Annotated in this window: 19 protein-coding genes and 1 pseudogene; 10 read left to right on the forward strand and 10 right to left on the reverse strand. The window is 67.4% G+C overall.

The features are described from left to right. Positions 1-39 precede the first annotated feature (39 nt). The 4 genes from QE393_RS21310 to QE393_RS21325 all read right to left on the reverse strand — a co-directional run bounded on the left by QE393_RS21310 (position 40) and on the right by QE393_RS21325 (position 5,453). Complete coding sequence (locus QE393_RS21310; RefSeq protein WP_310045499.1) at positions 40-1,098, reverse strand: haloacid dehalogenase-like hydrolase; 1,059 nt, start codon at positions 1,096-1,098, stop codon at positions 40-42. Between the two features lie 136 nt (positions 1,099-1,234). After that, complete coding sequence (locus QE393_RS21315) at positions 1,235-2,515, reverse strand: MFS transporter (protein ID WP_133862022.1); 1,281 nt, start codon at positions 2,513-2,515, stop codon at positions 1,235-1,237. A 219-nt stretch (positions 2,516-2,734) separates the two neighbouring features. Beyond that, complete coding sequence (locus tag QE393_RS21320; protein ID WP_310045500.1) at positions 2,735-4,468, reverse strand: OPT family oligopeptide transporter; 1,734 nt, start codon at positions 4,466-4,468, stop codon at positions 2,735-2,737. 70 nt (positions 4,469-4,538) lie between these two features. Further along, positions 4,539-5,453, reverse strand: coding sequence for a LysR family transcriptional regulator (locus tag QE393_RS21325; protein ID WP_310045502.1), 915 nt, complete (start codon positions 5,451-5,453; stop codon positions 4,539-4,541). A 203-nt stretch (positions 5,454-5,656) separates the two neighbouring features. Here QE393_RS21325 and QE393_RS21330 point away from each other — a divergent pair, with 203 nt between their 5' ends. After that, complete coding sequence (locus QE393_RS21330) at positions 5,657-6,637, forward strand: aldo/keto reductase (RefSeq protein ID WP_310045503.1); 981 nt, start codon at positions 5,657-5,659, stop codon at positions 6,635-6,637. Between the two features lie 210 nt (positions 6,638-6,847). Continuing rightward, positions 6,848-7,000 (forward strand): hypothetical protein, encoded by a 153-nt coding sequence (locus tag QE393_RS21335; protein WP_169742412.1) that lies wholly within the window; start codon positions 6,848-6,850, stop codon positions 6,998-7,000. Positions 7,001-7,094: 94 nt separating this feature from the next. Here the strand turns inward: QE393_RS21335 and QE393_RS21340 are convergent, their stop codons facing one another. From QE393_RS21340 to QE393_RS21350, 3 genes are read right to left on the reverse strand one after another with little or no spacing between them, the layout of a single operon-like run. Further along, a complete protein-coding gene (locus tag QE393_RS21340) occupies positions 7,095-8,072 on the reverse strand; it encodes a DUF3618 domain-containing protein (RefSeq protein WP_310045505.1) in 978 nt (325 codons plus the stop codon). After that, entirely contained in the window at positions 8,069-8,482 is a 414-nt protein-coding gene (locus QE393_RS21345; protein WP_158890583.1) for a phage holin family protein, read from the reverse strand. Before QE393_RS21345 ends, QE393_RS21340 begins: the two co-directional genes overlap by 4 nt. Then, a complete protein-coding gene (locus QE393_RS21350; protein WP_310045507.1) occupies positions 8,479-9,192 on the reverse strand; it encodes a hypothetical protein in 714 nt (237 codons plus the stop codon). The genes QE393_RS21345 and QE393_RS21350 overlap by 4 nt, the downstream gene beginning before the upstream one ends. A gap of 372 nt (positions 9,193-9,564) precedes the next feature. On the opposite strand from QE393_RS21350, the gene QE393_RS21355 reads away from it, so the two are divergent. Further along, positions 9,565-10,095 carry a Dps family protein gene (locus QE393_RS21355; protein WP_017639603.1) on the forward strand — a complete coding sequence of 177 codons (531 nt, stop codon included), beginning with the start codon at positions 9,565-9,567 and terminating at the stop codon, positions 10,093-10,095. On the opposite strand, the gene QE393_RS21360 is transcribed toward QE393_RS21355, so the two are convergent. Next, on the reverse strand, positions 10,077-11,330 hold the full coding sequence (locus QE393_RS21360; protein ID WP_310045509.1) for a DNA-binding transcriptional regulator: 1,254 nt from the start codon (positions 11,328-11,330) through the stop codon (positions 10,077-10,079). The two genes, QE393_RS21355 and QE393_RS21360, sit on opposite strands and share 19 nt — an antisense overlap. A gap of 184 nt (positions 11,331-11,514) precedes the next feature. Here QE393_RS21360 and xylA point away from each other — a divergent pair, with 184 nt between their 5' ends. The 4 genes from xylA to QE393_RS21380 all read left to right on the forward strand — a co-directional run bounded on the left by xylA (position 11,515) and on the right by QE393_RS21380 (position 16,704). Continuing rightward, positions 11,515-12,831 carry a xylose isomerase gene (gene xylA, locus QE393_RS21365; protein ID WP_273805694.1) on the forward strand — a complete coding sequence of 439 codons (1,317 nt, stop codon included), beginning with the start codon at positions 11,515-11,517 and terminating at the stop codon, positions 12,829-12,831. Between the two features lie 115 nt (positions 12,832-12,946). Continuing rightward, complete coding sequence (xylF, locus tag QE393_RS21370) at positions 12,947-13,948, forward strand: D-xylose ABC transporter substrate-binding protein (RefSeq protein WP_064306857.1); 1,002 nt, start codon at positions 12,947-12,949, stop codon at positions 13,946-13,948. A 63-nt stretch (positions 13,949-14,011) separates the two neighbouring features. Then, positions 14,012-15,568: a D-xylose ABC transporter ATP-binding protein gene (gene xylG, locus QE393_RS21375; RefSeq protein ID WP_133862014.1), complete on the forward strand. Its 1,557-nt coding sequence runs from the start codon at positions 14,012-14,014 to the stop codon at positions 15,566-15,568. Then, entirely contained in the window at positions 15,568-16,704 is a 1,137-nt protein-coding gene (locus QE393_RS21380; protein WP_273805696.1) for a sugar ABC transporter permease, read from the forward strand. Before xylG ends, QE393_RS21380 begins: the two co-directional genes overlap by 1 nt. A gap of 142 nt (positions 16,705-16,846) precedes the next feature. Here the strand turns inward: QE393_RS21380 and QE393_RS21385 are convergent, their stop codons facing one another. Then, positions 16,847-17,131, reverse strand: coding sequence for a hypothetical protein (locus tag QE393_RS21385; protein ID WP_310045513.1), 285 nt, complete (start codon positions 17,129-17,131; stop codon positions 16,847-16,849). Positions 17,132-17,432: 301 nt separating this feature from the next. On the opposite strand from QE393_RS21385, the gene QE393_RS21390 reads away from it, so the two are divergent. From QE393_RS21390 to QE393_RS21400, 3 genes and pseudogenes are all read left to right on the forward strand, one after another. After that, complete coding sequence (locus QE393_RS21390; protein ID WP_273805698.1) at positions 17,433-18,752, forward strand: Na+/H+ antiporter family protein; 1,320 nt, start codon at positions 17,433-17,435, stop codon at positions 18,750-18,752. Positions 18,753-18,822: 70 nt separating this feature from the next. Further along, entirely contained in the window at positions 18,823-19,764 is a 942-nt protein-coding gene (locus QE393_RS21395) for a GNAT family N-acetyltransferase (RefSeq protein WP_310045517.1), read from the forward strand. A gap of 129 nt (positions 19,765-19,893) precedes the next feature. Further along, positions 19,894-21,208, forward strand: a pseudogene (locus QE393_RS21400) (PAS domain-containing protein). Between the two features lie 12 nt (positions 21,209-21,220). Here QE393_RS21400 and QE393_RS21405 read toward each other — a convergent pair. After that, positions 21,221-21,445 carry a DUF2934 domain-containing protein gene (locus QE393_RS21405; RefSeq protein ID WP_007159825.1) on the reverse strand — a complete coding sequence of 75 codons (225 nt, stop codon included), beginning with the start codon at positions 21,443-21,445 and terminating at the stop codon, positions 21,221-21,223. Positions 21,446-21,564 lie beyond the last annotated feature (119 nt).

Consider the following 21,564-nt stretch of genomic DNA (forward strand, 5'->3'; position numbering starts at 1 on the left):
GAAGGAGTCTCCAGTCTAGCCCGCCCGATCGCCGCGGGCCTACTGGATGTCTTCGGGTTTGACGATCACCCAGTGCTGGTCCGCGTTCACCGCCACACCGGCATTGGCCTGACCCTCGGCGTTGCTCTTCATCATCGCCTCGATCTGGGTGCGGTACTTGGACTTGCGGTCGATCCACAGGTGGATGCCGTTCTTGGCGGCGTCCACGCCCTGGAACAGCATGGGGCCGTCGCTGACCGGGGTGTCGCCGCCGACCAGGATGGGTTTCTTCCAGGGATCTATGTAGGTGAGGATGGCCGCGTACTTGCCGGCGAACCAGGTGGCCGGGGTCCAGAGATAGGGCGTGACCTGCAGCTTCAGGTTGGCCTGGGGATCGTACTTGCCTTCGGCGATCTGCTTGCGGGCGGTGGTCAGGGCACCGGTGGCCGGGTCCTTGAGCAGGGTGCTGACGCCAATGACGTTTTCCGGCTTCACGCCATAGCCGTAGCGCGGATCGGCGGCCACCATGCGCACCAGCTCCTCGTGGGCGGCGCTGATCACATAGACCTCGATGCCGTTCTCCATCAGCTTGTGATAGAGCTCCTGCTGGCCGGTGAAGGGCTTGGGCGGGTTGATCTCCACCGTCTCGACGGTGTCGTCCTTGCCGTAGTAGGTGGCGGGGATCGGCTTGCCGTAGGCCATCAGCTCGTCGACGTAGCCCTTGAGCTGCTTGAGGGTGAAGCCGGAAAACACCTGGGCGACCCAGGGGTAGCAGACCAGGTCGTCGACCTCGCACAGCCGGTAGTAGTAGCTGTTGAGGCTCTCCTTGTGGCCGCCGACGTCCTTGAAGGGGATCAGCTTGAGCGAGGGATCCAGGGTGTCGCGGGTCAGCACGCCCTTCATCTCCAGGAAGGGCAGCAGGGCCTCTTCCAGGTCGTAGCGATAGCTGGTGTTGTCCATGTCGAACACCGCGTAGTTGCCCTGGTTGGCATTGGCGGCGATCAGGGCGTCGAGCTGGCGGGCGGCATCGGCCGGCCAGTGGGTCAGCTCGGTGGCGGCAGCGGTGAGGCTGAGCAGACCGCCGGCCAGGCCGGCGAGAAGGCGGGGAAGGGTGGGCATCGGCGGGCTCCGGCACGGTGACCGCGGCATGCGGTCATCTGGTCTAGACCATAGCAAAAGGTCATGACAGTTCGATGCACGGAGCGACCTGGGTGGGCGCGAGAGCGGCAGGGCCTGCCGCTCTGCGACAGGCCTGTCAGGCGGTGACGGTCTTGAAGCGCGGCTGAGCGTTGCCCTTGAACAGGGTCAGGGTCGCGACCAGGCCGAGCACGGCGGCCAGGGTCAGCCACATGCCGGGGGCGGCCTTGTTGCCGGTCTCCTGGATCAGCCAGGTGCAGACCATCGGGGTGAAGCCGCCAAAGGTCGCGGTGGCCAGGCTGTAGGCCAGGGAGAAGCCGGTGGTGCGCACATGGGCCGGCATCACCTCGGTCAGGGCCACCACCATGCCACCGTTGTAGGTGCCATAGAGGAAGGACAGCCACAGCTCGACCATCAGCAGGCGCGAGAAGCCCGGGGCGTGGGTCAGCCAGATCATCGCCGGGTAGGCGGTGAGGATGGCCAGCACGGTGGCGAAGATCAGCAGCGGACGACGGCCGACGCGATCGCTCAGGGCGCCCATCACCGGCAGCCAGATGAAGTTGGAGATGCCCACGCAGGCGGTGACGATCAGGCTGTCCAGATCGGTCAGGTGCAACTCGTGACGGCCGAAGGTCGGGGTGTAGGCGGTGATCAGGTAGAAGGAGGCGGTGGTCATGGAGACCATGGCCACGCCCGCCAGCACCACGCCGAAGTTCTGGCCTATGGAGGTCATGGTCTCGCCAAAGGTCGGCCGATGCTTGCGCGCCTCGAACTCGGGGCTCTCTTCCAGGGAACGCCGGATGATGAACAGGAAGGGCACGATCAGGCAGCCGATCAGGAAGGGAATGCGCCAGCCCCACTCACCCATCTCGGCGGGCGATAGCCAGTGGTTCAGCAGGGCGCCCAGCACGCCGGCGAAGACCACTGCGACCTGCTGGCTGGCGGACTGCCAGGAGACGAAGAAGCCCTTGCGGCCGGGGGTGGCGATTTCCGACAGGTAGACGGACACGCCGCCCAGTTCGACGCCGGCGGAGAAGCCCTGCAGCAGGCGGCCGAGCAGCACCAGCAGCGGTGCGGCGACGCCCAGGGTGGCATAGCCCGGCACCACGGCGATCAGCAGGGTGCCCAGGGCCATCAGCGCCAGGGTGACGATCAGGCCGTGGCGACGGCCGTGGCGGTCGATGTAGGCGCCGAGGAAGATGGCCCCCAGGGGGCGCATCAGGAAGCCGGCACCGAAGGTGGCCAGCGACAGCATCAGGGAGGCGAGTTCGTTGTCGCCGGGAAAGAACGTCTTGGCGATGGCCGTGGCATAGAAGCCATAGACCATGAAATCGTACATTTCGAGGAAGTTTCCGCTGACGACGCGGAAGACGGATTTGGCTTTCGAGGTGGTGGCCATGACTGCTAGCTCGGATTGGGTTTGTTATGGAGACAGCTCGCGCAGGGCGCCCAGACCTCTCGCGGGTGGGTCGCGCTATTTGTAACCTTATGTGTTGCAAAAGCGCGCTGGCAAGCTGAATCGGACCGGAACCCCCGAATTTCATGGGTTTGAAAGGTTATTGAAAGGTTCGCGACATTACGTCTGGAAATTATTGTCCAGTTGACACGTTGTCGCAGTTCAGGCGGCGAGCATTTGCCAGAACGCCGCCCCGACGCCGGCCAGACTTTCCCCGGCGATGAGCCCCGCCGCGGCGGCCAGGGCGAAGCGCTCGGCCAGGCCCGGCGCCCGCCAGCGCACCAGGGCGGTGAGCAGGGCGCCCAGGGTCATCATCAGGGCTACCGAGGCCGGCAGGATGAAGGCCAGCCCCAGGGCTGCCGAGCTGGGCAGCCAGTGCGCGCGGCGGGCGGGCAGCAGGGCTTCGGCCAGGCCCAGCAGCAAGCCGGCCAGGGCGCCCAGGACGATACCCAGGCGCATGGCGCCATCGAGGGCGCCCAGGCCCTGGGTCAGGGTCTCCGCCACCGCCTTCCACTGGGCCACCGCCGGCGCCGGCCAGGCGGCGCTGAGCAGCAGCGCCTGGGGATCGGGAATCAGCAGCCGGTAGGTGAGCACCCCGGTCACCGCGCCCAGGGCAATGCCCAGGCACTGGGCGACCACCTGCTTGGCCGGGGTGGCGCCGATGGCCTGGCCGACCTTGAAGTCGTTCATCAGGTCGGTGCTCTGGCCCGCCGCGCCGCCGGCGGTGTTGGCACCCATGAGGTTGATGTTGACCTGCCCGGGGGCGGCCAGGCCGAAGGTCAGCTGCGACAGCTGGCCGATGGCGCCGATGGGGGGAATGCCGGTGGCACCGACCACCCGCGCGGCCATGGCGGCGAGAAACAGCGCCAGGGGCAGGGCCAGCAGGGCCAGCCAGGGATCGATGCCGAACAGCTGCACCTGCAGCACCACCACCAGCAGGGCCGCCCCCAGCAGCAGCGCCAGCGGCCAGGCGCGCGGCCGCCGCCAGCCCTGGCGACGACGTTCGGCGCGGGGCAGGGTGATCAGCCGCACGGCCAGCGAAGCCAGGGTGGCGCTGACCATCAGGCTCACCCCGGGCCAGAGCAGCCATTGCACCAGGAAGGCGTATTGCGGGCCGCTGGCGCCGGCCGGCAGCGCGGCGACACCGCTGCCCAGCAGCCAGGGCGCGACACCGCCCCAGGCCAGCAGGGTGCCGAGCAGCAGCGACAGCCCGACCCTTAGGCCGATGATGCCGCCAAAGCCGAGCAGCAGCAGCGAGGGATCGAAGCTGAAGGTCAGGCGTTCCAGGGCCGGCGAGGGCGCGACTCGCGGCAGCGTCCAGGCGAAGGTGTCCACCAGCTTGACCGCCGCCGACAGCGCCAGGGCGCCCAGCAGCACCCGCAGGCGGGCCAGGGCTTCGGCGCCACTGGCATAGACCTGGCGCAGGGCTTCCAGGGTGGCCAGGCCCTCGGGGAATTTCAGGCTGGCATCGGCCAGCAGCAGGGGCCGGAGGTACCAGGCCACCCAGATGCCGAGAAAGCTCACCGCGAACACCCAGCCCATCAGGGGCAGGGTCGGCAATTCCTGGCCGGTCAGCAGGGTGTAGGCCGGGATGGGCGCGACCAGGCCGCCGGAGACGATGCTGGCCGCCGCCGAGGCCACGGTCTGGTTGATGTTGCTCTCGTGCAGCGTCCAGCCCGGTTGCTGCAGGCGGCGCCCCAGGCGGTGCCAGAGGCCGTAGCTCACCAGCAGGGCGATGATCGACATGTTGAACGACCAGCCGATCTTGAGGCCGGCATAGACATTGGCCGGGGTCAGCAGGATGCCCAGCAGCGCCCCGGTGAGCAGCGCCCGGGGGCTGAGTTCGCGCTCCACGGGCAGCGGCAGGTCGGATGCGGCGGCGTTGGCTGCGGGCAAGAGGGCCTCCTCGGTCAGGCGATCATGGCGTGGTCAGGGGACCCCCGGGCGTGGCGGTTGGTTCGCGCCCTCAGGGGTGGCGCCCGGTCCAGGTCTGGCGCAGGGCCTCGATCAGTTGGCGCAGGCCAGGCGGTGGCTGGCGCCGACTCGGGTAGTAGATGCACAGCGGCGCGCCGGGCGAGGCCCAGTCCGGCAGCACCTGCTCCAGGCGACCATCGCGCAATTCCTCGGCCACTCGCCATTCCAGGCAATAGGCCAGGGCCAGGCCGTCGAGGGCGACCTGGATCGAGGTCTCGGTCTCGTTGACCGTGAGCAGGCCGGGAACGTCGATCGTTCGGGTAGTGGCGCCGCTGCCCAGCTCCCAGCGATAGAGGGCGCCGCTGCCCAGGCGCAGGCGCACGCAGCGATGCTCGGCAAGCTCCTCCGGCTGCTGCGGTCGACCGTGACGGTCGAGGTAGGCGGGGGCGCCCACCACGATCCAGCGCAACTCGTCGGTGAGCGGCAGGGCGACCATGTCCTGGGGCACGGTGTCGCCATAGCGGATGCCGGCATCAAGGCCGTCGGCGACGATGTCCACCGGGCGATCCTCGACGCTGATGTCCAGCTGCAACTGTGGATAGGCCGCCAGCAGCCTGGGCAGGGTCGGAGTCACCAGCAGCCGCGCCGCATCGCGCGGCACGCTCAGGCGCAGGCGCCCGACCGGGGCGTTGCGGTGCTGGTCCAGCTCGCCCAGGGCCTCGCCGATGAGAGCGAAGCCCTGTTCGAGCTTTTCCGCCAGGGCTGCGCCGGCCAGGGTCGGCACCACCGAGCGGCTGGTGCGATTGAGCAGCTTGACCCCCAGCCGGGTCTCCAGCTGGCGCAGGGCATGGCTCAGCGCCGAGGTGGTGACGCCCAGTTCGATGGCGGCCTGGCGAAAGCTGCGCCGCCGGACCAGGGCGACAAAGACGTTGAGATCGGCCAGTTCACCGCGATTCAGGGTGGGCATGCACGGTCCTCGCGCGAATAAGAGCCTGTTCAAAAATGCTGCGCGTCGGCCAAACGGCGTTGAAGATGCCTTGTTTGTCTCCAGCTCGCGAGCCTTTGAACACGCTCTAGGGGTCAAGCGTTCGTTGAGCCCTATTCAACGCCTTTTGAATTAGCCTCACAAGGTTGATCCTTCCGACTGGCGTCTTTCGCCTGGAGCTTTCCATGACTGAAACCCTACGTATCCCGGGTATCGATACCCCCGTTTCCCGCATCGCCCTCGGCACCTGGGCCATCGGTGGCTGGATGTGGGGCGGTACCGACGAAGCCCGCTCCATCGAGACCATCCGTGGCGCCGTACAAGGCGGCATCAACCTGATCGACACCGCGCCGGTGTACGGCTTCGGTCGTTCCGAGGAAATCGTCGGCAAGGCCCTGGAAGGCATCCGCGACCAGGCGGTGATCGCCACCAAGGTGGCCCTGGAGTGGCCGAATGAAGAGGTGCGCCGCAACGCCAGCGCCGCGCGCATCCGTCAGGAGGTGGAGGATTCCCTGCGGCGTCTGCGCACCGATCGCATCGATCTCTACCAGGTGCACTGGCCCGATCCCCAGGTGCCCCACGAGGAAACCGCGCGCGAACTGGAGCGCCTGCGGCAGGAGGGCAAGATCCTCGCCATCGGCGTGAGCAATTATTCGCCCGAGCAACTGGAGGCCTTCCGCCAGTTCGCCAACCCTTCCACGGTGCAGCCGCCCTACAACCTCTTCGAGCGCGCCATCGAGGCCGATGTGCTGCCCTATGCCCAGCACCATGGCTTGGTGGTGCTGGCCTATGGTGCGCTCTGCCGCGGCCTGTTGTCCGGGCGCATGAATGCGCAGACGCGCTTCGACGGCGACGACCTGCGCCAGGGCGATCCCAAGTTCCAGGCCCCGCGCTTCGCCCAGTACCTGGCCGCGGTGGAGGCCCTGACCGCCTTTGCCCGCGAGCGCCATGGCAAGTCGGTGCTGGCCCTGGCGGTGCGCTGGATCCTCGATCAGGGGCCGACCATCGCCCTGTGGGGCGCGCGCAAGCCCGAGCAGCTGCAGGGACTGGACGAGGCCTTCGGCTGGCGGCTGTCCGCCGAGGACCTGGCGGCCATCGACGCCCTTCTCGCCGAGCACGTCAAGGACCCGGTGGGGCCGGAATTCATGGCGCCGCCCCTGCGGTAGGCGCATTCGAAAACTGCCCGCTCTCGGCCATGCTGCGTCAAAAATCAGCTCGGAATGCTCATTTACCACTCGTAGACTCCGCTTCCTTGCTGATTTTTGCCTTGCCTGACTTTCCCTCGGCGACTTTTCGAGATGGGCCTAGCCGACGCCGGCGGGGCACCCTGGCCCCGTCCCGTTGCCTAACGTACTCAGCCACAAGAGGTGAGCATCATGGCCAAGCGCGACGATCTCGACCACAAGCCGGAAAACGCCGGCAAGGTCGGCGAGACCCACAAGGAACTCAATCAGGGCGGTGAAGAGCAGCGTCCGCAGGACAGCAAGCGACCCGAACAGCCCAAGGAAAACCCGGATCCGGGTTACTGAGACAGGCATCAAACGACAAGGGCGCACCGGTTCGAATCGGTGCGCCCTTGCTTTTGCTACCGAGGTCACTTGCTGACCTCGGCCATCCTGCCGGTCAGATGCTGCGCGGTGGGATGGCCATGCCACTCTCGTCGCCTACCGCTCCAGGGGTATTGCCGCTGGCCGCGGTGCGGCCGACATTCATGCCCGCTGTCGCCTGGGTGGCCCCAAGGGTGCTGCCGGTGCCCGCCCTCGGCGAGCCTGCCATGGATTCGACCCCGGCATCGGGATCATTGCTCAGGTTTCTGGGCGCAGTCCCCGCACCTGCCGGCTGGCTGTCGTTGGCCTGGGTGGCCTGACGCGTCTCCTTCGCCACATCCTGTCCTGCCGCCTTGACCTGCTCGTAGCCACTGCTCGCGGCCTGCTTGGCCTTGGCGGTCAGCTTGTCACTGTGCCTGCCCAGGGCGCGGTCCTCGGTCTCGGTGCGTGGCAGGGAAGCGCCCAGCAGGGCACCGAGGGCTATGCCCAGCGCACCGACCACCAGTGGCTGGTCGCGCAGCAGGGTCTCGAAGGTGCCCTTGAGCTGTTGCGCCTGATCAGCCAGGGTGTCCTTTGCCTGCGCAGCGGTATCGCTCAGCCGCTCCCCGGTCTGGGAGGCCTTGGCCGATACGCTCTCGCCCAGGCCGGTCACCTTGTCGCGGACATCGTGACTGCCACGATTCAGGGAATCGCGGGTATGGCCCGCGCTGTTGGCGACCGAGTCCAGCGCACCGGACAGCTTGTCCTTGAGCGGGGTGCCCGTGGTGGCCGGCGCCGGTGTGCGATTCTGCCCCAGCGCCAGCCACAGCAGGCCTACGGAGGTCAGCACCGCCGGAACCGGATTGGCCTTGAGGGTGTTGCCCAGGTTATGGGCGAACTCACCGCCATGGCCCTTGGTGTAGGACAGCGCCTGGTCGAACAGCTGGCCAGGCGACAGTTGGCTTTCCAGGGCCCCTACCAGGTCTTCGATACGCTCGCGCTTCTGGTCGATCTCGCGCTCGAGCTCGTCGGGATTCTTGCGGGATTCCTGATCAATCTGATCGGTGATGCTCATTGTGCGGCTCTCCGTACGGCGTCCTTGTCCTTCTGCAGGCTGTTGACGGTGCGATCAGGGGTGAAGTGGGACGGCTCGAACTGCTTCTTGCCCGACTGCAGCATGATGAAGCCGATCACCATGACCACGGCGCCCACCAGCAGCGCGGCGGCCCAGGGGGTGAGGTACTGGGAGAGGAAATAGACGATGCCCATGAGCAGCACGATGAAGCCGGCCAGCAGCACGATGGCGCCGGCCGCGACCCCGGCCACACCGGCCTTGGTGGTGCGCAGCGACTCGCCCAGTTCGGCCTTGGCCAGCGCCAGTTCCTTGGTGAACAGCGCCGGTACCTCGTGAACCAGCTGCTTGACCAGGCCGACGACCGAAGTATCGCCCTCGGCGGGACGCGGAGTGGGATTCTCGTTGATCATGGCTGCTTGTCTCCGCTCAGGGTGGGACGGTCCAGATGGCTGGACGAGATGCCGGTGTTCAGGCTGCTGTCGGTACGCGCCGGGTTGATCGCCGCACCGCCGATGGGGTCACCGCTGCCGGTGGTGGTCGGCGTGTGGATGCCAGGACCCTTGGGAATGTTGTTGGTGTGGATGACGTCGGCTCCGGCCGCCGGCTCCACCAGTTCGTTTTCCGCGGCGACCGAGGGAGTGGTCAGTGAGGGCATCTCGTTCGAGCCGCTGACACCCGGGCTGCTACCGGTGTCCGGCTGGCTGGAGGCCTTGAGAAAGCGCGACAGGCCGAAGCCGATGGCGATGCTGCCGGTGAGGAACAGCGCCGGATTCTCCCGTGCCAGGGTGCCGGCCTGGTGCAATAGCTGCTCGGCGCTCTTGCCGCGCAGATCCTCGGCCAGGCCGGTCAGGCTCTGCGCCATGTCGCTGACGTAGTGCGCCAGGCCCAGGGTGTCCTTGTCTTCCAGTTCGTCAGCGGCCGCCTGGGCGCCTTGGGCAATGGCACCGAGCTGGTCGGCAGCGGTGTCCCGATAGTGTTCGAAGTGGGCAGCGCCTTCTTGCTTGGCGTCTTGCACCGTGTCCTTGGCGACCTCCTTGAGGTCGTGCAGATGGGCCTCTGCCGAGGTGCCGTCCTTGGCCTGCGAGGTGCTTCCCTGAGCCGTATCGAGGGGGTTTGTCATACTCGTCTACCTGTTTGCAGAACCTGGTAATGGCCGGCGGAGAGCTGTCGGCGACCGTTCGTGTGCCTTGCCTTTAAGGTGACCGGGACAAGCGAGCGGCAGTTCTCGCACCGCCGTGGTTTAGCGGCAAAGCTGACAAACGGTTTTACCTACACATCTAGCTACAAGCGCAGCGGCCATCGCAGGGGCAGGCTCTGGAGCGGGCAATGAAACGCAGTCGCACTGGCAGCAACCATTCGTCTTGCCCATGGTGGCGATATGCAAATTCGATGAACGATTTTTCGCCCGGTGCGGTCGATTTCTGCAGACGTTGTTGTTCGCGCTCCTTCAAGCGAACCCTCTTTCTCTTCACGTCCTGACAGGAGATCTCTCATGGCCGTAGCCAATGCCAAGCAAGAACTCAAGACCGTTTCCAGCGTCAAGCAGAAGGCCCATCAGGGCGAAGACGCCACCCTGCAGAACCAGCAGGCCGTAGGCGAAGCCCTGGCCGTGCTGCTGTCCGATGTCTTCGCGCTGTACATCAAGACCAAGAACTACCACTGGCACATGAAGGGCTCGCACTTCCGCGACTACCACCTGCTGCTGGAAGAGCAAGCCACCCAGCTGTACGGCATTACCGACCTGATCGCTGAGCGCGCCCGCAAGATCGGCCAGCCTACCGTGCGCTCCCTGGAGCAGATGGTGCAACTCAAGCGCCTGGCCAGCAGCGATGCCACCGACCTGTCGGCGGACCAGATGCTGACCGAGCTGCACGACGACAACCAGTCGCTGGCCGCCTACATGCGCACCACCCACACCCTGACCGACGACGCCAATGACGTGTCCACCACCAGCCTGCTGGAAGAGTGGATCGACCAGGCCGAAGAACGTGCCTGGTTCCTGGGTCAGACCGTCGGCAAATAAGCCGCGGGAACTGTCGAAAAGCCCGTCTCCGGACGGGCTTTTTCATGAGCGCTCGCCAGGGCGCGGGGTTGCTGCTGGTACTGGCGCGGGGTGCAGCCGAACTCGCGGCGGAATACCGCGTGCAGGTACTGCGCCGAGGTGAAGCCACAGCGCCGGGCGACTTCCGCCAGGCTCGGGGCTTCTTCCTGCAGCGCCACGGCTGCGGCGGCCAGCTTGAAGCCGAGAATCTCGTCATGGACGCTGCGCCCCAGTTCGCGGCGAAAGGACGCCTCCAGGGCCGAGCGGGAAATGCCGACATAGCTGGCCACCTGGTCGGTCTTGATGCCCTGGCAGGCGTATTGGCGGATGAAGTGCAGGGCGCGCATCACCTGGGGATGCCGCACCGGCTGGTGGCGACTGGAGGCCTGGACGTTGATGCCCTCCGGCGGGATCAGCACCCGGGGCGCCCCCAGTTCGACACCGTGCAGGCGCTGGTGCAGCAGGCGCGCCGCCTCGCGGCCGATGGCCTCGGTCCCCTGGATCACCGAGGTCAGGGGTACGCGGGTCAGGGTGCGCGCCAGGGGGTCGTTGTCGATGCCCACCAGCGCCACCTGTTCCGGCACCGGGATGCCGGCGGTGAAACAGGCCTGCAGGAGTTGCCGCGCCCGGGCGTCGGTGACGGCCAGGATGCCCACCGGCTTGGGCAGGGCTTCCAGCCAGGCGATCAGCTGTTCCACCGCGGTATCCCACAGCGGTGCGCTGGTCTCCAGGCCGCGATAGATTTCCACTGGCAGGCCGTCACGGCGGAGCAGGGCGGCAAAGGCCGCCTCGCGCTCGCCGGCCCAGCGATTGGTGTCGGCGGCGGGCAGGCTGAAGCAGGCGAAGCGGGTCAGGCCGGCTTCGATCAGGTGGTCATAGGCCAGTCGCACCAGGGCGGCATTGTCGGTGGCCACATAGGGGATGCCGGGTGGGTAGTCGCCAGGGGCCGCGTAGGAACCACCGATGGCCACTACCGGCAGCACGCTGTGGGCCAGGGCGGCACTCACCGCCGGGTCGTCGAAGTCGGCGATGATGCCGTCGCCCTGCCAGCGTTCGATGCCCTTGAGCCGACAGAGGAAATCCTCTTCCAGGAACAGATCCCAGCGCGCCCGGGTGCCGCTCAGGTAGTTGCCGATGCCGGCCAGGATGCCTCTGTCGTAGATCTTGCTGCCGTTGAACAGCAGGGCGACGCGGTGGACGGGCGGCTGGCTGGGCATGACAGGATTCCGGCAGGAGGCGCGGGCGGGGCTCCAGACTACGACCGGCGCGTGCGCTGCTCAAGCGGCAAAATCGCACCCGCCTCTGGTGATTTTCACAATAGGCAGTCCGGGTGGCGGCGCTACCATCGACGCAAACCGGTACGCCGTATCGGGTGCGACAGATAAGAACAAGGACAACGCCATGGCTTATTTCCCCAATGTCGAGAAGGTCCGCTATGCCGGCCCCGACAGCACGTCCCCGCTTGCCTTCCGCCACTATGAAGCCGACCGCCTGGTCATGGGCAAGCCCATGCGCGAGCACCTGCGCATGGCGGTCTGCTACTGGCACACCTTCGTCTGGCCGGGTAGCGATGTCTTCGGCCAGGGTACCTTCCAGCGGCCCTGGCAGGCGGCGGGTTCGCCCCTGGAGCAGGCCCGCGCCAAGGCGGCCGCCGCCTTCGAATTCTTCAGCAAGCTGGGCGTGGACTATTATTGCTTCCACGACACCGACGTCGCCCCCGAAGGCGCCAGTTTCGCCGAGTACCGCGAGAACTTCGCGCGCCTGGTGGACGATCTGGAACGCCACCAGAGCGAGTCCGGCCTCAAGCTCCTGTGGGGTACCGCCAACTGCTTCAGCCACCCGCGGTATGCCGCCGGCGCCGCCAGCAATCCCGATCCGGAAGTCTTCGCCTGCGCCGCCACCCAGGTCTGCACGGCGATGAACGCCACCCACCGCCTGGGCGGCGAGAACTATGTGCTGTGGGGCGGCCGCGAAGGCTACGAGACCCTGCTCAACACCGACCTTGCGCGCGAGCGCGAGCAACTCGGCCGCTTCATGCGGATGGTGGTGGAGCACAAGCACCGCATCGGCTTCCAGGGCGATCTGCTGATCGAGCCCAAGCCCCAGGAGCCCACCAAGCACCAGTACGACTATGACGTGGCCACCGTCTTCGGCTTCCTGCAGCAGTTCGGGCTGGAAAAGGAGATCAAGGTCAACATCGAGGCCAACCACGCGACCCTCGCCGGGCACAGCTTCCAGCACGAGATCGCCAGCGCCGTGGCCCTCGGCGTGTTCGGCAGCATCGACGCCAACCGCGGCGATCCGCAGAACGGCTGGGACACCGACCAGTTCCCCAACAGCGTCGAGGAAATGACCCTGGCGATCTACGAGATCCTCAAGGGCGGCGGCTTCACCCGCGGCGGCTTCAACTTCGACGCCAAGGTGCGGCGCCAGAGCCTGGACGACGTCGACCTGTTCCACGGCCACGTGGCGGCCATGGACACCCTGGCGCTGTCGCTGGAACGCGCCGCGGCGCTCCTGCAGGACGACCCCCTGGGCAAGTTCAAGGCCGAGCGCTATGCCGGCTGGGACCAGACCCTCGGTCAGCGCATCCTCGGTGGCCAGCTGAGCCTGGAACAACTGGCCGAGCACACCTTCAGCCAGGGTCTGGCGCCCCAGCCGGTGAGCGGTCGCCAGGAGCTGCTCGAAGGCGTGGTCAACCGTTACCTGTACCGCTAGCGATCGCGAGCGGGTCGGCAGAAAAGCCTGCCTGACCCGCTTGTGCAAGCGCGCTGAATCGTTACACTCAAATCCGTTCTCTCGCTCCACAACAACAATAACCAAGGACGCCACCATGAATTTCAAGACGACCCTGCTCGCCGGTCTGCTCGCCCTGTGCACCACCGGTTTCGCCCAGGCCGACGCCCAGCATCCCAAGATCGGTTTCTCCATCGACGACCTGCGCCTGGAGCGCTGGGCCCGTGACCGCGACTACTTCGTCGCCGCCGCCGAGCAACTCGGCGCCAAGGTCTATGTGCAATCCGCCGACGCCAACGAGCAGCGCCAGCTGTCGCAGATCGAGAACCTGATCTCCCGCGGCGTGGACGCCATCGTCATCGTGCCCTTCAACGCCACGGTGCTGAACAACGTGGTGGCCGAGGCCAAGAAGGCCGGGGTCAAGGTGATCTCCTATGACCGCCTGATCCTCAACGCCGACATCGACGCCTACATCTCCTTCGATAACGAGAAGGTCGGCGAGATGCAGGCCGGTGGCGTGCTCAAGGCCCAGCCCAAGGGCAACTTCTTCCTGCTCGGCGGCGCGCCCACCGACAACAACGCCAAGATCCTCCGCCAGGGCCAGATGAAGGTCCTGCAGCCGGCCATCGACAAGGGCGACGTCAAGGTCGTCGGCCAGCAGTGGGTCAAGGAATGGAACCCGACCGAGGCCCTGGCCATCGTCGAGAACGCCCTGACTGCCAACGACAACAAGATCGACGGCATCGTCGCCTCCAACGACGCCACCGCCGGCGGCGCCATCCAGGCCCTGGCCGCGCAGAAGCTGGCCGGCAAGGTCGCCGTGTCCGGTCAGGACGCCGACCTCGCCGCCATCAAGCGGGTGATCGCCGGGACCCAGACCATGACCGTCTACAAGCCGCTCAAGCTGATCGCCTCCGAGGCGGCCAAGCTGTCGGTGCAACTGGTGCGCAACGAGAAGCCGGCCTTCAACTCCAGCTACGACAACGGCACCAAGAAGGTCGACACCCTGCTGCTCACCCCCACCGAGCTGACCAAGGCCAACGTCGACCTGCTGGTCAAGGACGGCTTCTACACCCAGGCCCAGATCGACGGCAAATAACCACTGGCCACCGGCTGGCCGTCTGACGCCTGGCGTCCGGCGGCCCCTGGGCAAGGAGCGGCCATGGCCGACTATCTGCTGGAAATGCACGGCATCGCCAAGAGCTTTGGCGGGGTGCGGGCGCTGGACGGCATCGATCTCAAGGTGCGTCCGGGCGAATGCGTAGGGCTGTGCGGCGAGAACGGCGCCGGCAAGTCCACCCTGATGAAGGTCCTCTCGGCGGTCTATCCCCACGGCACCTGGGAAGGCGAGATCCGCTGGGACGGGCGGCCCCTGGAGGCCCAGTCCATCGCCGAGTCCGAGGCGGCCGGCATCGTCATCATCCACCAGGAACTGACCCTGGTGCCCGATCTGTCCGTGGCCGAGAACATCTTCATGGGCCACGAACCGCGCCGCTTCGGCGGGCGGCTGGACTATCCCACCATGCTGCAGCGCTCGGCCGAGCTGATGCGCCGGCTCAAGGTGCCGGACATGAACGTGGCCCTGCCGGTGTCCCAGTACGGTGGCGGCCTGCAGCAACTGGTGGAGATCGCCAAGGCGCTGAACAAGAACGCCCGGCTGCTGATCCTCGACGAACCGACCTCGGCGCTCACCACCTCCGAGATCGCCGTGCTGCTGGACATCATCCGCGACCTCAAGGCCCAGGGCGTGGCCTGCGTCTACATCTCGCACAAGCTCGACGAGGTGGCGGCCATCTGCGACACCATCACGGTGATCCGCGACGGCAAGCACATCGCCACCACGCCCATGGCCGAGATGGACATCGACCGCATCATCACCCAGATGGTCGGCCGCGCCATGACCAACCTCTATCCACAGATCCCCCACCAGATCGGTGAGGTGATCTTCGAGGCGCGTCACTTCACCTGCCTGGACGTCGACAATCCCCAGCGCAAGCGCGTCGACGACGTCTCCTTCGCCGTGCGCGCCGGCGAGATCCTCGGCATCGCCGGGCTGGTGGGTGCCGGGCGCACAGAGCTGGTCTCGGCCATCTTCGGTGCCTACGACGGCCGCTACGAGGGCGAGGTCTGGCTCAATGGCCAGCGCATCGACACCCGCACCCCACTGAAATCCATCCGCGCCGGCCTCTGCCTGGTACCGGAGGATCGCAAGCGCCAGGGCATCATTCCCGACCTGGGCGTGGGCTCGAACATTACCCTCACGGTACTGGACAGATTCGCCCACCTGAGTCGCATCGACAGCGAGGCGGAACTGTCCTGCATCGACACCGAGATCGCCCGGCTGCAACTCAAGACCAGCAGCCCCTTCCTGCCCATTACCGGCCTCTCCGGCGGCAACCAGCAGAAGGCGGTGCTCGCCAAGATGTTGCTGGCGCGGCCCAAGGTGCTGATCCTCGACGAGCCCACCCGTGGCGTCGACGTCGGCGCCAAGTTCGAGATTTATCGGCTGATCGGCCTGCTCGCGGCGGAGGGCGTGGCCATCGTCATGGTCTCCTCGGAGCTGGCCGAGGTGCTCGGCGTCTCCGACCGGGTGCTGGTGCTCGGCGAAGGCCGGCTGCGCGGCGATTTCCCCAATGAGAATCTGACCCAGGAGCGGGTACTGGCCGCGGCCCTGGGCACCACCGAACGGGCGGTCGCCCAAGCCCGGGAGCACTTCTGATGCACGCCGTGAAACAGCTGTTCACCCGTTACAAGATGCTCGCCCTGCTGATCGCCGTGGCCCTGATCTGGCTGTTCTTCAGCTGGCAGACCGAAGGCGGCTTCGTTACCCCGCGCAACCTCTCCAACCTGCTGCGGCAGATGTCCATCACCGGCATCCTCGCCTGCGGCATGGTGCTGGTGATCATCGCCGGCGAGATCGACCTCTCGGTGGGCTCGCAACTCGGCCTGCTCGGCGGGGTGGCGGCGATACTCGACGTCACCTACCACGTGCCCCTGCCGATCACCCTGCTGGCGGTGGCCGCCGGCGGTCTGCTGATCGGCCTGATCAACGGCTACCTCAGTGCCTATCGGGGAATACCGTCCTTTATCGTCGGCCTCGGCGGCATGCTGGCCTTTCGCGGTGTGCTGCTCGGTCTCACCGGCGGCGTCACCGTCGCCCCGGTGTCGCCGGAACTGGTCTACCTCGGTCAGGGCTACCTGCCGCCGGTGGTGGGCAGCGCCCTGGGCGTGCTGCTGTTCGCCGTGGCCGTGGTGCTCACCTGGCGCCAGCGCAGCAAGCGCAAGACCCTCGGCCTCGCCCTGGCGCCGCTGTGGCGCGACGTGCTGCGGGTGGCGGTGATCGGCGTGGTGCTGGCGGCCTTCATCCAGACCCTCAACCGCTACGACGGCATCCCGGTGCCGGTGCTGATCCTGCTGGTGCTGCTCGGGGTGTTCAGCTACATCACCAGCCAGACGGTATTCGGCCGGCGCATCTATGCGGTGGGCAGCAACCTGGAAGCCACGCGGCTATCGGGCATCAATGTCCAGGCGATCAAGCTCGGCATCTTCGGCCTGATGGGCGTGATGTGCGCCCTGGCCGGTCTGGTCAACACCGCCCGCCTGGCCGCCGGCTCGCCGTCGGCCGGCACCATGGGCGAACTGGACGCCATCGCCGCCTGCTTCATCGGCGGCACCTCGATGCGCGGCGGCTCGGGCACCGTCTACGGCGCGCTGCTCGGCGCCCTGGTGATCGCCAGCCTGGACAACGGCATGTCCATGCTCGATGTGGACAGCTACTGGCAGATGATCGTCAAGGGCAGCATCCTGGTCCTGGCGGTCTGGGTCGACGTCAGCACCCGCACCAGCCGGCGCTGAGCGGCACGACCAGGGGTGGGTGAGGCAAAGCCGTCATCCACCCTGCGACAAGGCCCACCTCATTCCGTATCGTTCCCTCTCCCCCTGGGAGAGGACTGGGGTGAGGGCGCAGCCAACGCTCACTCCTTCCGGCAAGCTCCCCTCAACTCTCGAACCGCTGCACCCGCGGACCACGCTGGCGCAGGTCGGCGAGGCTTGCCGGACTCAGGCTGCCGAGCGCCCGGTCGAGGTCGCGCTGCAGGTCCTTGATCACGGTGGCCAGGGTGGCCGTGCATTCCAGGCTGCACAGCGGAATGGCCTTGGTGACCGTGACCGCGCGGGCCGTGTCGGTGACGGTGAACAGCAGGGTGCGATCGGCGCGCCGCGGGACCGCCAGGCAGGAGTGTGTACTGAAGGCGGTAATCAACATGTCGATGGCGTCTTGCATGGGCCTTTCATCCTTGGCATGACCGTGAAAGCGTCCGCGTCAGACGCTCCCGGGCGCTGAAAGGTTCATTCCAGAGCGCTGGCGCGGGTGTGAGCCGTTCCTGCGCGCCGGGACGCTCGGCTGCGGAACGACTGGCGGCTGTCCCTCGACCGCGACCGGCAGCGCCCACCGGGCGGGTTCCACGCGCGGCCCGACCCGGCCGCTGGGGATAAGCGGGACGCCACACCATCCATCCCCGGCCTTTGACGCCCACGCCGGGCTGCGGCAGAGTGCGCGCCCTTTTGGTGGTGCGGAGTCGGCGATGAATGCGGTGGTGGTGGCGGTAGGACTCATGCTGATGTTGAGTCTGGCCCGGGTGCATGTGGTGGTGGCGATGATCGCCGGGGCGGTGGCCGGTGGCCTGGTCGGCGGCCTCGGCCTGGAAGGCACCCTGCTGGCCTTCAATGCCGGCCTGGGCAATGGCGCCAAGGTGGCGCTCTCCTATGCGCTGCTGGGCGCCTTCGCCGTGGCCATCAGCCAGTCGGGTCTGGCGCACATGCTGGCCGATCGGGCCCTGGGGCTGATGGAGCGGCAGGCCAGCCAGGGCGGACGCTCGCTGCGCTGGGCGCTGCTCGGTCTGCTGCTGGCGGTGTCCATCGCCTCGCAGAACATCCTGCCCATCCACATCGCCTTCATCCCGCTGCTGGTGCCACCGCTGCTCTATGTGCTGACGCGCCTGGAGCTGGATCGCCGGCGGCTGTCCTGCGTCATGACCTTCGGCCTGATCGCCCCCTACATGTTCCTGCCGGTGGGCTTCGGCAGTCTCTATCTGCACGACATCCTCCTGGCCAGCGTGGCCCGCGCCGGCGTTGACGTCAGCGGCGTGGACCCGAGTCGCGCCATGCTGCTGCCGGCCCTGGGCATGGTGGTCGGCCTGCTGCTGGCGGTTTTCGTCAGCTATCGCCGGCCGCGGCGGTACGACCTGAGTCTGGTGGCGCGCACCGAGCGGGCCGACCGCCCCTACAACGGCCGCACCCTGCTGGTGGCGCTGGTCGCCGTGATCGCCGCCTTTGGCGTGCAGCTCTGGCTGGACTCCATGATCCTCGGTGCCCTGGTCGGCTTCGTGGTCTTTACCGCCACCGGCGTGGTGCGCTGGCGCGAGGCGGACGACCTGTTCAGCGAGGGCGCGAAGATGATGGCGGTGATCGGCTTCATCATGCTCACCGCCGGCGGCTTCGCCGAGGTGCTGACCGCCACCGGCCAGATCAAGGACCTGGCCGCCACCGCCGCCGGCCTGATCGGTGACAACCGCGCCCTGGGCGCGCTGCTGCTCCTGTTGCTGGGCATGCTGGTGACCCTGGGCATCGGCTCGTCCTTTTCCAGCGTGCCCATCCTCGCCGCCATCCTGGGGCCGCTGTGCCTGCACCTGGGCTTTTCGCCGCTGGCCATCGTCTGCCTGATCGGCACCGCCGGGGCGCTGGGCGACTCGGGTTCGCCAGCCTCGGATTCCACCCTGGGCCCCACCTCGGGCCTCAACGTGGACGGCCAGCACAGCCATATCTGGGACACCGTGGTGCCGTCCTTCCTGCACTTCAGCCTGCCGATGCTGCTGTTCGGCTGGGCCGCGGTGCTGCTGCTGTAACCGGCGATTGCCGCCCGGGCGCAAAGCCCCGGCCGGGCGGGTCCAAGGCCTACAGCCAAGGAGCCGCCCCATGTCCAGCCCCAACCTCCGTGTCGAACCCCTCATCGCCGCCGACCTGCCGGCCACTACCGAGGTGGTGCGCCTGGCGTTCGCCACCTGGATGGGCGCCGCCGAACCGGGCGAATTCTGGAACGATCGCGACTATGTGCGCAGCCGCTTCGCCGCGCCCCACACCGCCTGGTTCAAGGCCCTCGACGGCGAGCGGCTGGTCGGCGCCGTCTGCGTCACCCGCTGGGGGCGCCACGGCATCCTCGGCCCGCTGGCGGTGCATCCGGACTACTGGGACGCCAAGGTGGCCAAGGCGCTGATGGGCGCCGCGGTCGAGCAGCTCGATGCCTGGCAGCTGGTGCATGCCGGACTCTTCACCTTTCCCGACAGTCCGCGTCACCTGGGGCTCTACCAGGGCTTCGGCTTCTGGCCGCGTACCCTGACCGCGGTAATGGCGCGTCCGCTGCAAACGCAGGCGGCGCCGCCGGCGCTGCGCTTTTCCCTCTCGGCCGAATCCGACCGGCTGCTGGCGGCCTGCGCTGAACTGGGCCGGGCCAATGCGCCGGGGCTGGATGTCTCCGCCGAAATGGCCGCGGTGCGCGCGCAGGGGCTCGGTGAGAGTCTGCTGCTGCAGGACGCGCAGGGTCGGGCGGAGGGTTTCGCCGTCTGCCATTTCGGGTCTCACAGCGAGGCGGGCACCGGGGTCTGCTATGTGAAGTGCGCGGCGGTCCTGCCCGGGGCGGGGGCGGAGGCGCGCTTCGCCCGGCTGATCGCCGCCTGCGACGGCCTGGCTCGGGACCACGGCCAGCAGCGACTGCTGGCCGGCGTCAATACCGCCCGCCTGGGTGCCTACCGGTGGCTGCTGGCGGAAGGCTTTCGCAGCGAGATCCTGGGCATCACCCTGCACCGCGGCGAAGCCCATTACGATCATCCCGAGGTCTGGCTGCTGGACGACTGGCGCTAGCCGGGCAACGCGGCGTCCGCAATGGAAAAAAGGCTCTGGAATGGACTCAAGAGCGAAGCGGCAAGGCCGATACAGTGACTCGGATCGCGTGCAGCCCTTGCCGCGGCTGCTCCCTCTGAGGATTCGATCATGGCCTTGCTCAAGCACTACTCGATCATGCGCGCGCTGGACGTTCTGGCCGCGGCGACCGAAACCGCCACGCCCCTGGCCGAGAGTGGCGGCTTCCAGGGCAATCCCACCCTGGCACGACTGGCCAAGGGACTGCAGGCGCTGCTGCTGCAACAGCATGAGCTGCAGCAGCAGGTGCAGATCCTGAATCAGGACAATGCCGCGCTGACTGCCCGGGTCGCCGAGAGCGAGGCGCTGGCCAGGCGCCTGGGAACCCGCTTCGATATGGTCAGCCAGGGCTCCAGCGAAGGCCTCTGGGACATGGAGGTGGTGGCCGGCGATCCGGTCAATCCGCGCAATGCCTTCTGGTGGTCGGATCAGTTCCGCGCCCTGCTCGGTTTCCGCGACGAAAACGATTTTCCCAGCCAGCTGGGCAGCTGGGCCAAGCGCCTGCATCCCGAGGACAGCGCCTGGGTGCTGGACGCCTTTGCCGCCCACATGAAGGATCGCACTGGCCAGACGCCCTTCGATGTCCAGTACCGCATCGCCCTGAAATCCGGCGAATTACCGCTGGATGCGCGCCACCGGCGCGACCCAGCGCGACGAGCGCGGCGTACCGCTGCGGGTGGCCGGCTCCCTGCGCGACATCCATGACCAGCGCCTGCGCGATCAGGAGCTGGACGTCACCCTGACCCGTTTCGAACTGGCGCGGGAGATGCTCAACGACGGCCTCTGGGACATGGAGGTGATCGCCGGCGATCCGCTCAACCCCAAGAATCCCTTCTGGTGGTCGCCGCAATTCCGTCGCCTGCTCGGCTACGAGACCCTCCAGGAATTCCCCGATGTGCTGGACAGCTGGGCCTCGCGCCTCTACCCGGAGGACCGCGACCGGGTCCTGGAAGCCTTCGGTTCGCACATCAATGATCGCAGCGGCCGCACCGGCTTCGACATCACTTATCGGCTGGTGCTGAAGAACAACGAGGTGCGCTGGTTCCGCGCCCGCGGCCAGACCCGGCGTACCGCCGATGGCACCCCGCTGCGGGTGGTGGGCGCGCTGGCCGACGTCCACGCCCTGCACGAGCAGGAATCCCTGCGCGGCAGCCAGGAAGACCAGCACCGCACCGTGGAAGAGAACCTGCAGAAGGTGACCGAGATCGTCGGCTCCATCCAGGGCATCGCCGCCCAGACCAACCTGCTGGCGCTCAACGCGGCCATCGAGGCCGCCCGCGCCGGTGAAGCGGGCCGCGGCTTCGCCGTGGTGGCGGACGAGGTGCGCAAGCTGGCCACCCGCACCTCGGAGGCCACCCAGCGGGCGGCCGACATGATCCGCAAATAAACGCGCCTGGCCTCAGGCGTCGCCGGCGGTCGCCTTCTTGCGCGACCGGCTGCGCGGCTTGGGTGCCGGTGGGGCGACGCTGCTCTGGATGCCGCCGACCTGGGTCAGGTTGTCGTCGGGCTGGTCTTCCAGTTCGCGGTTGGCCTGAAACCAGTGCTCGAAATCCTGGCCATGGGGACGACCTTCGCGTTCCCAGATTTCATAGGCGCGCTGGCGGATGCGTTCTTCGAGTGTCATACCGGTAACTCCAAAAGGGGCAGTGGAGAGCGGTCGGCGGGTCCGGCGCTCTTCCTGACTAGGCCCGGGACGACCGCGAAAAGTTTCTCCAGCGCTCCAGCGTCGCGGTTCAGCGTGCC

Source organism: Pseudomonas sp. SORGH_AS_0211 (assembly GCF_031453455.1).
GTDB classification, from domain to species: Bacteria; Pseudomonadota; Gammaproteobacteria; order Pseudomonadales; family Pseudomonadaceae; genus Chryseomonas; species Chryseomonas aestiva.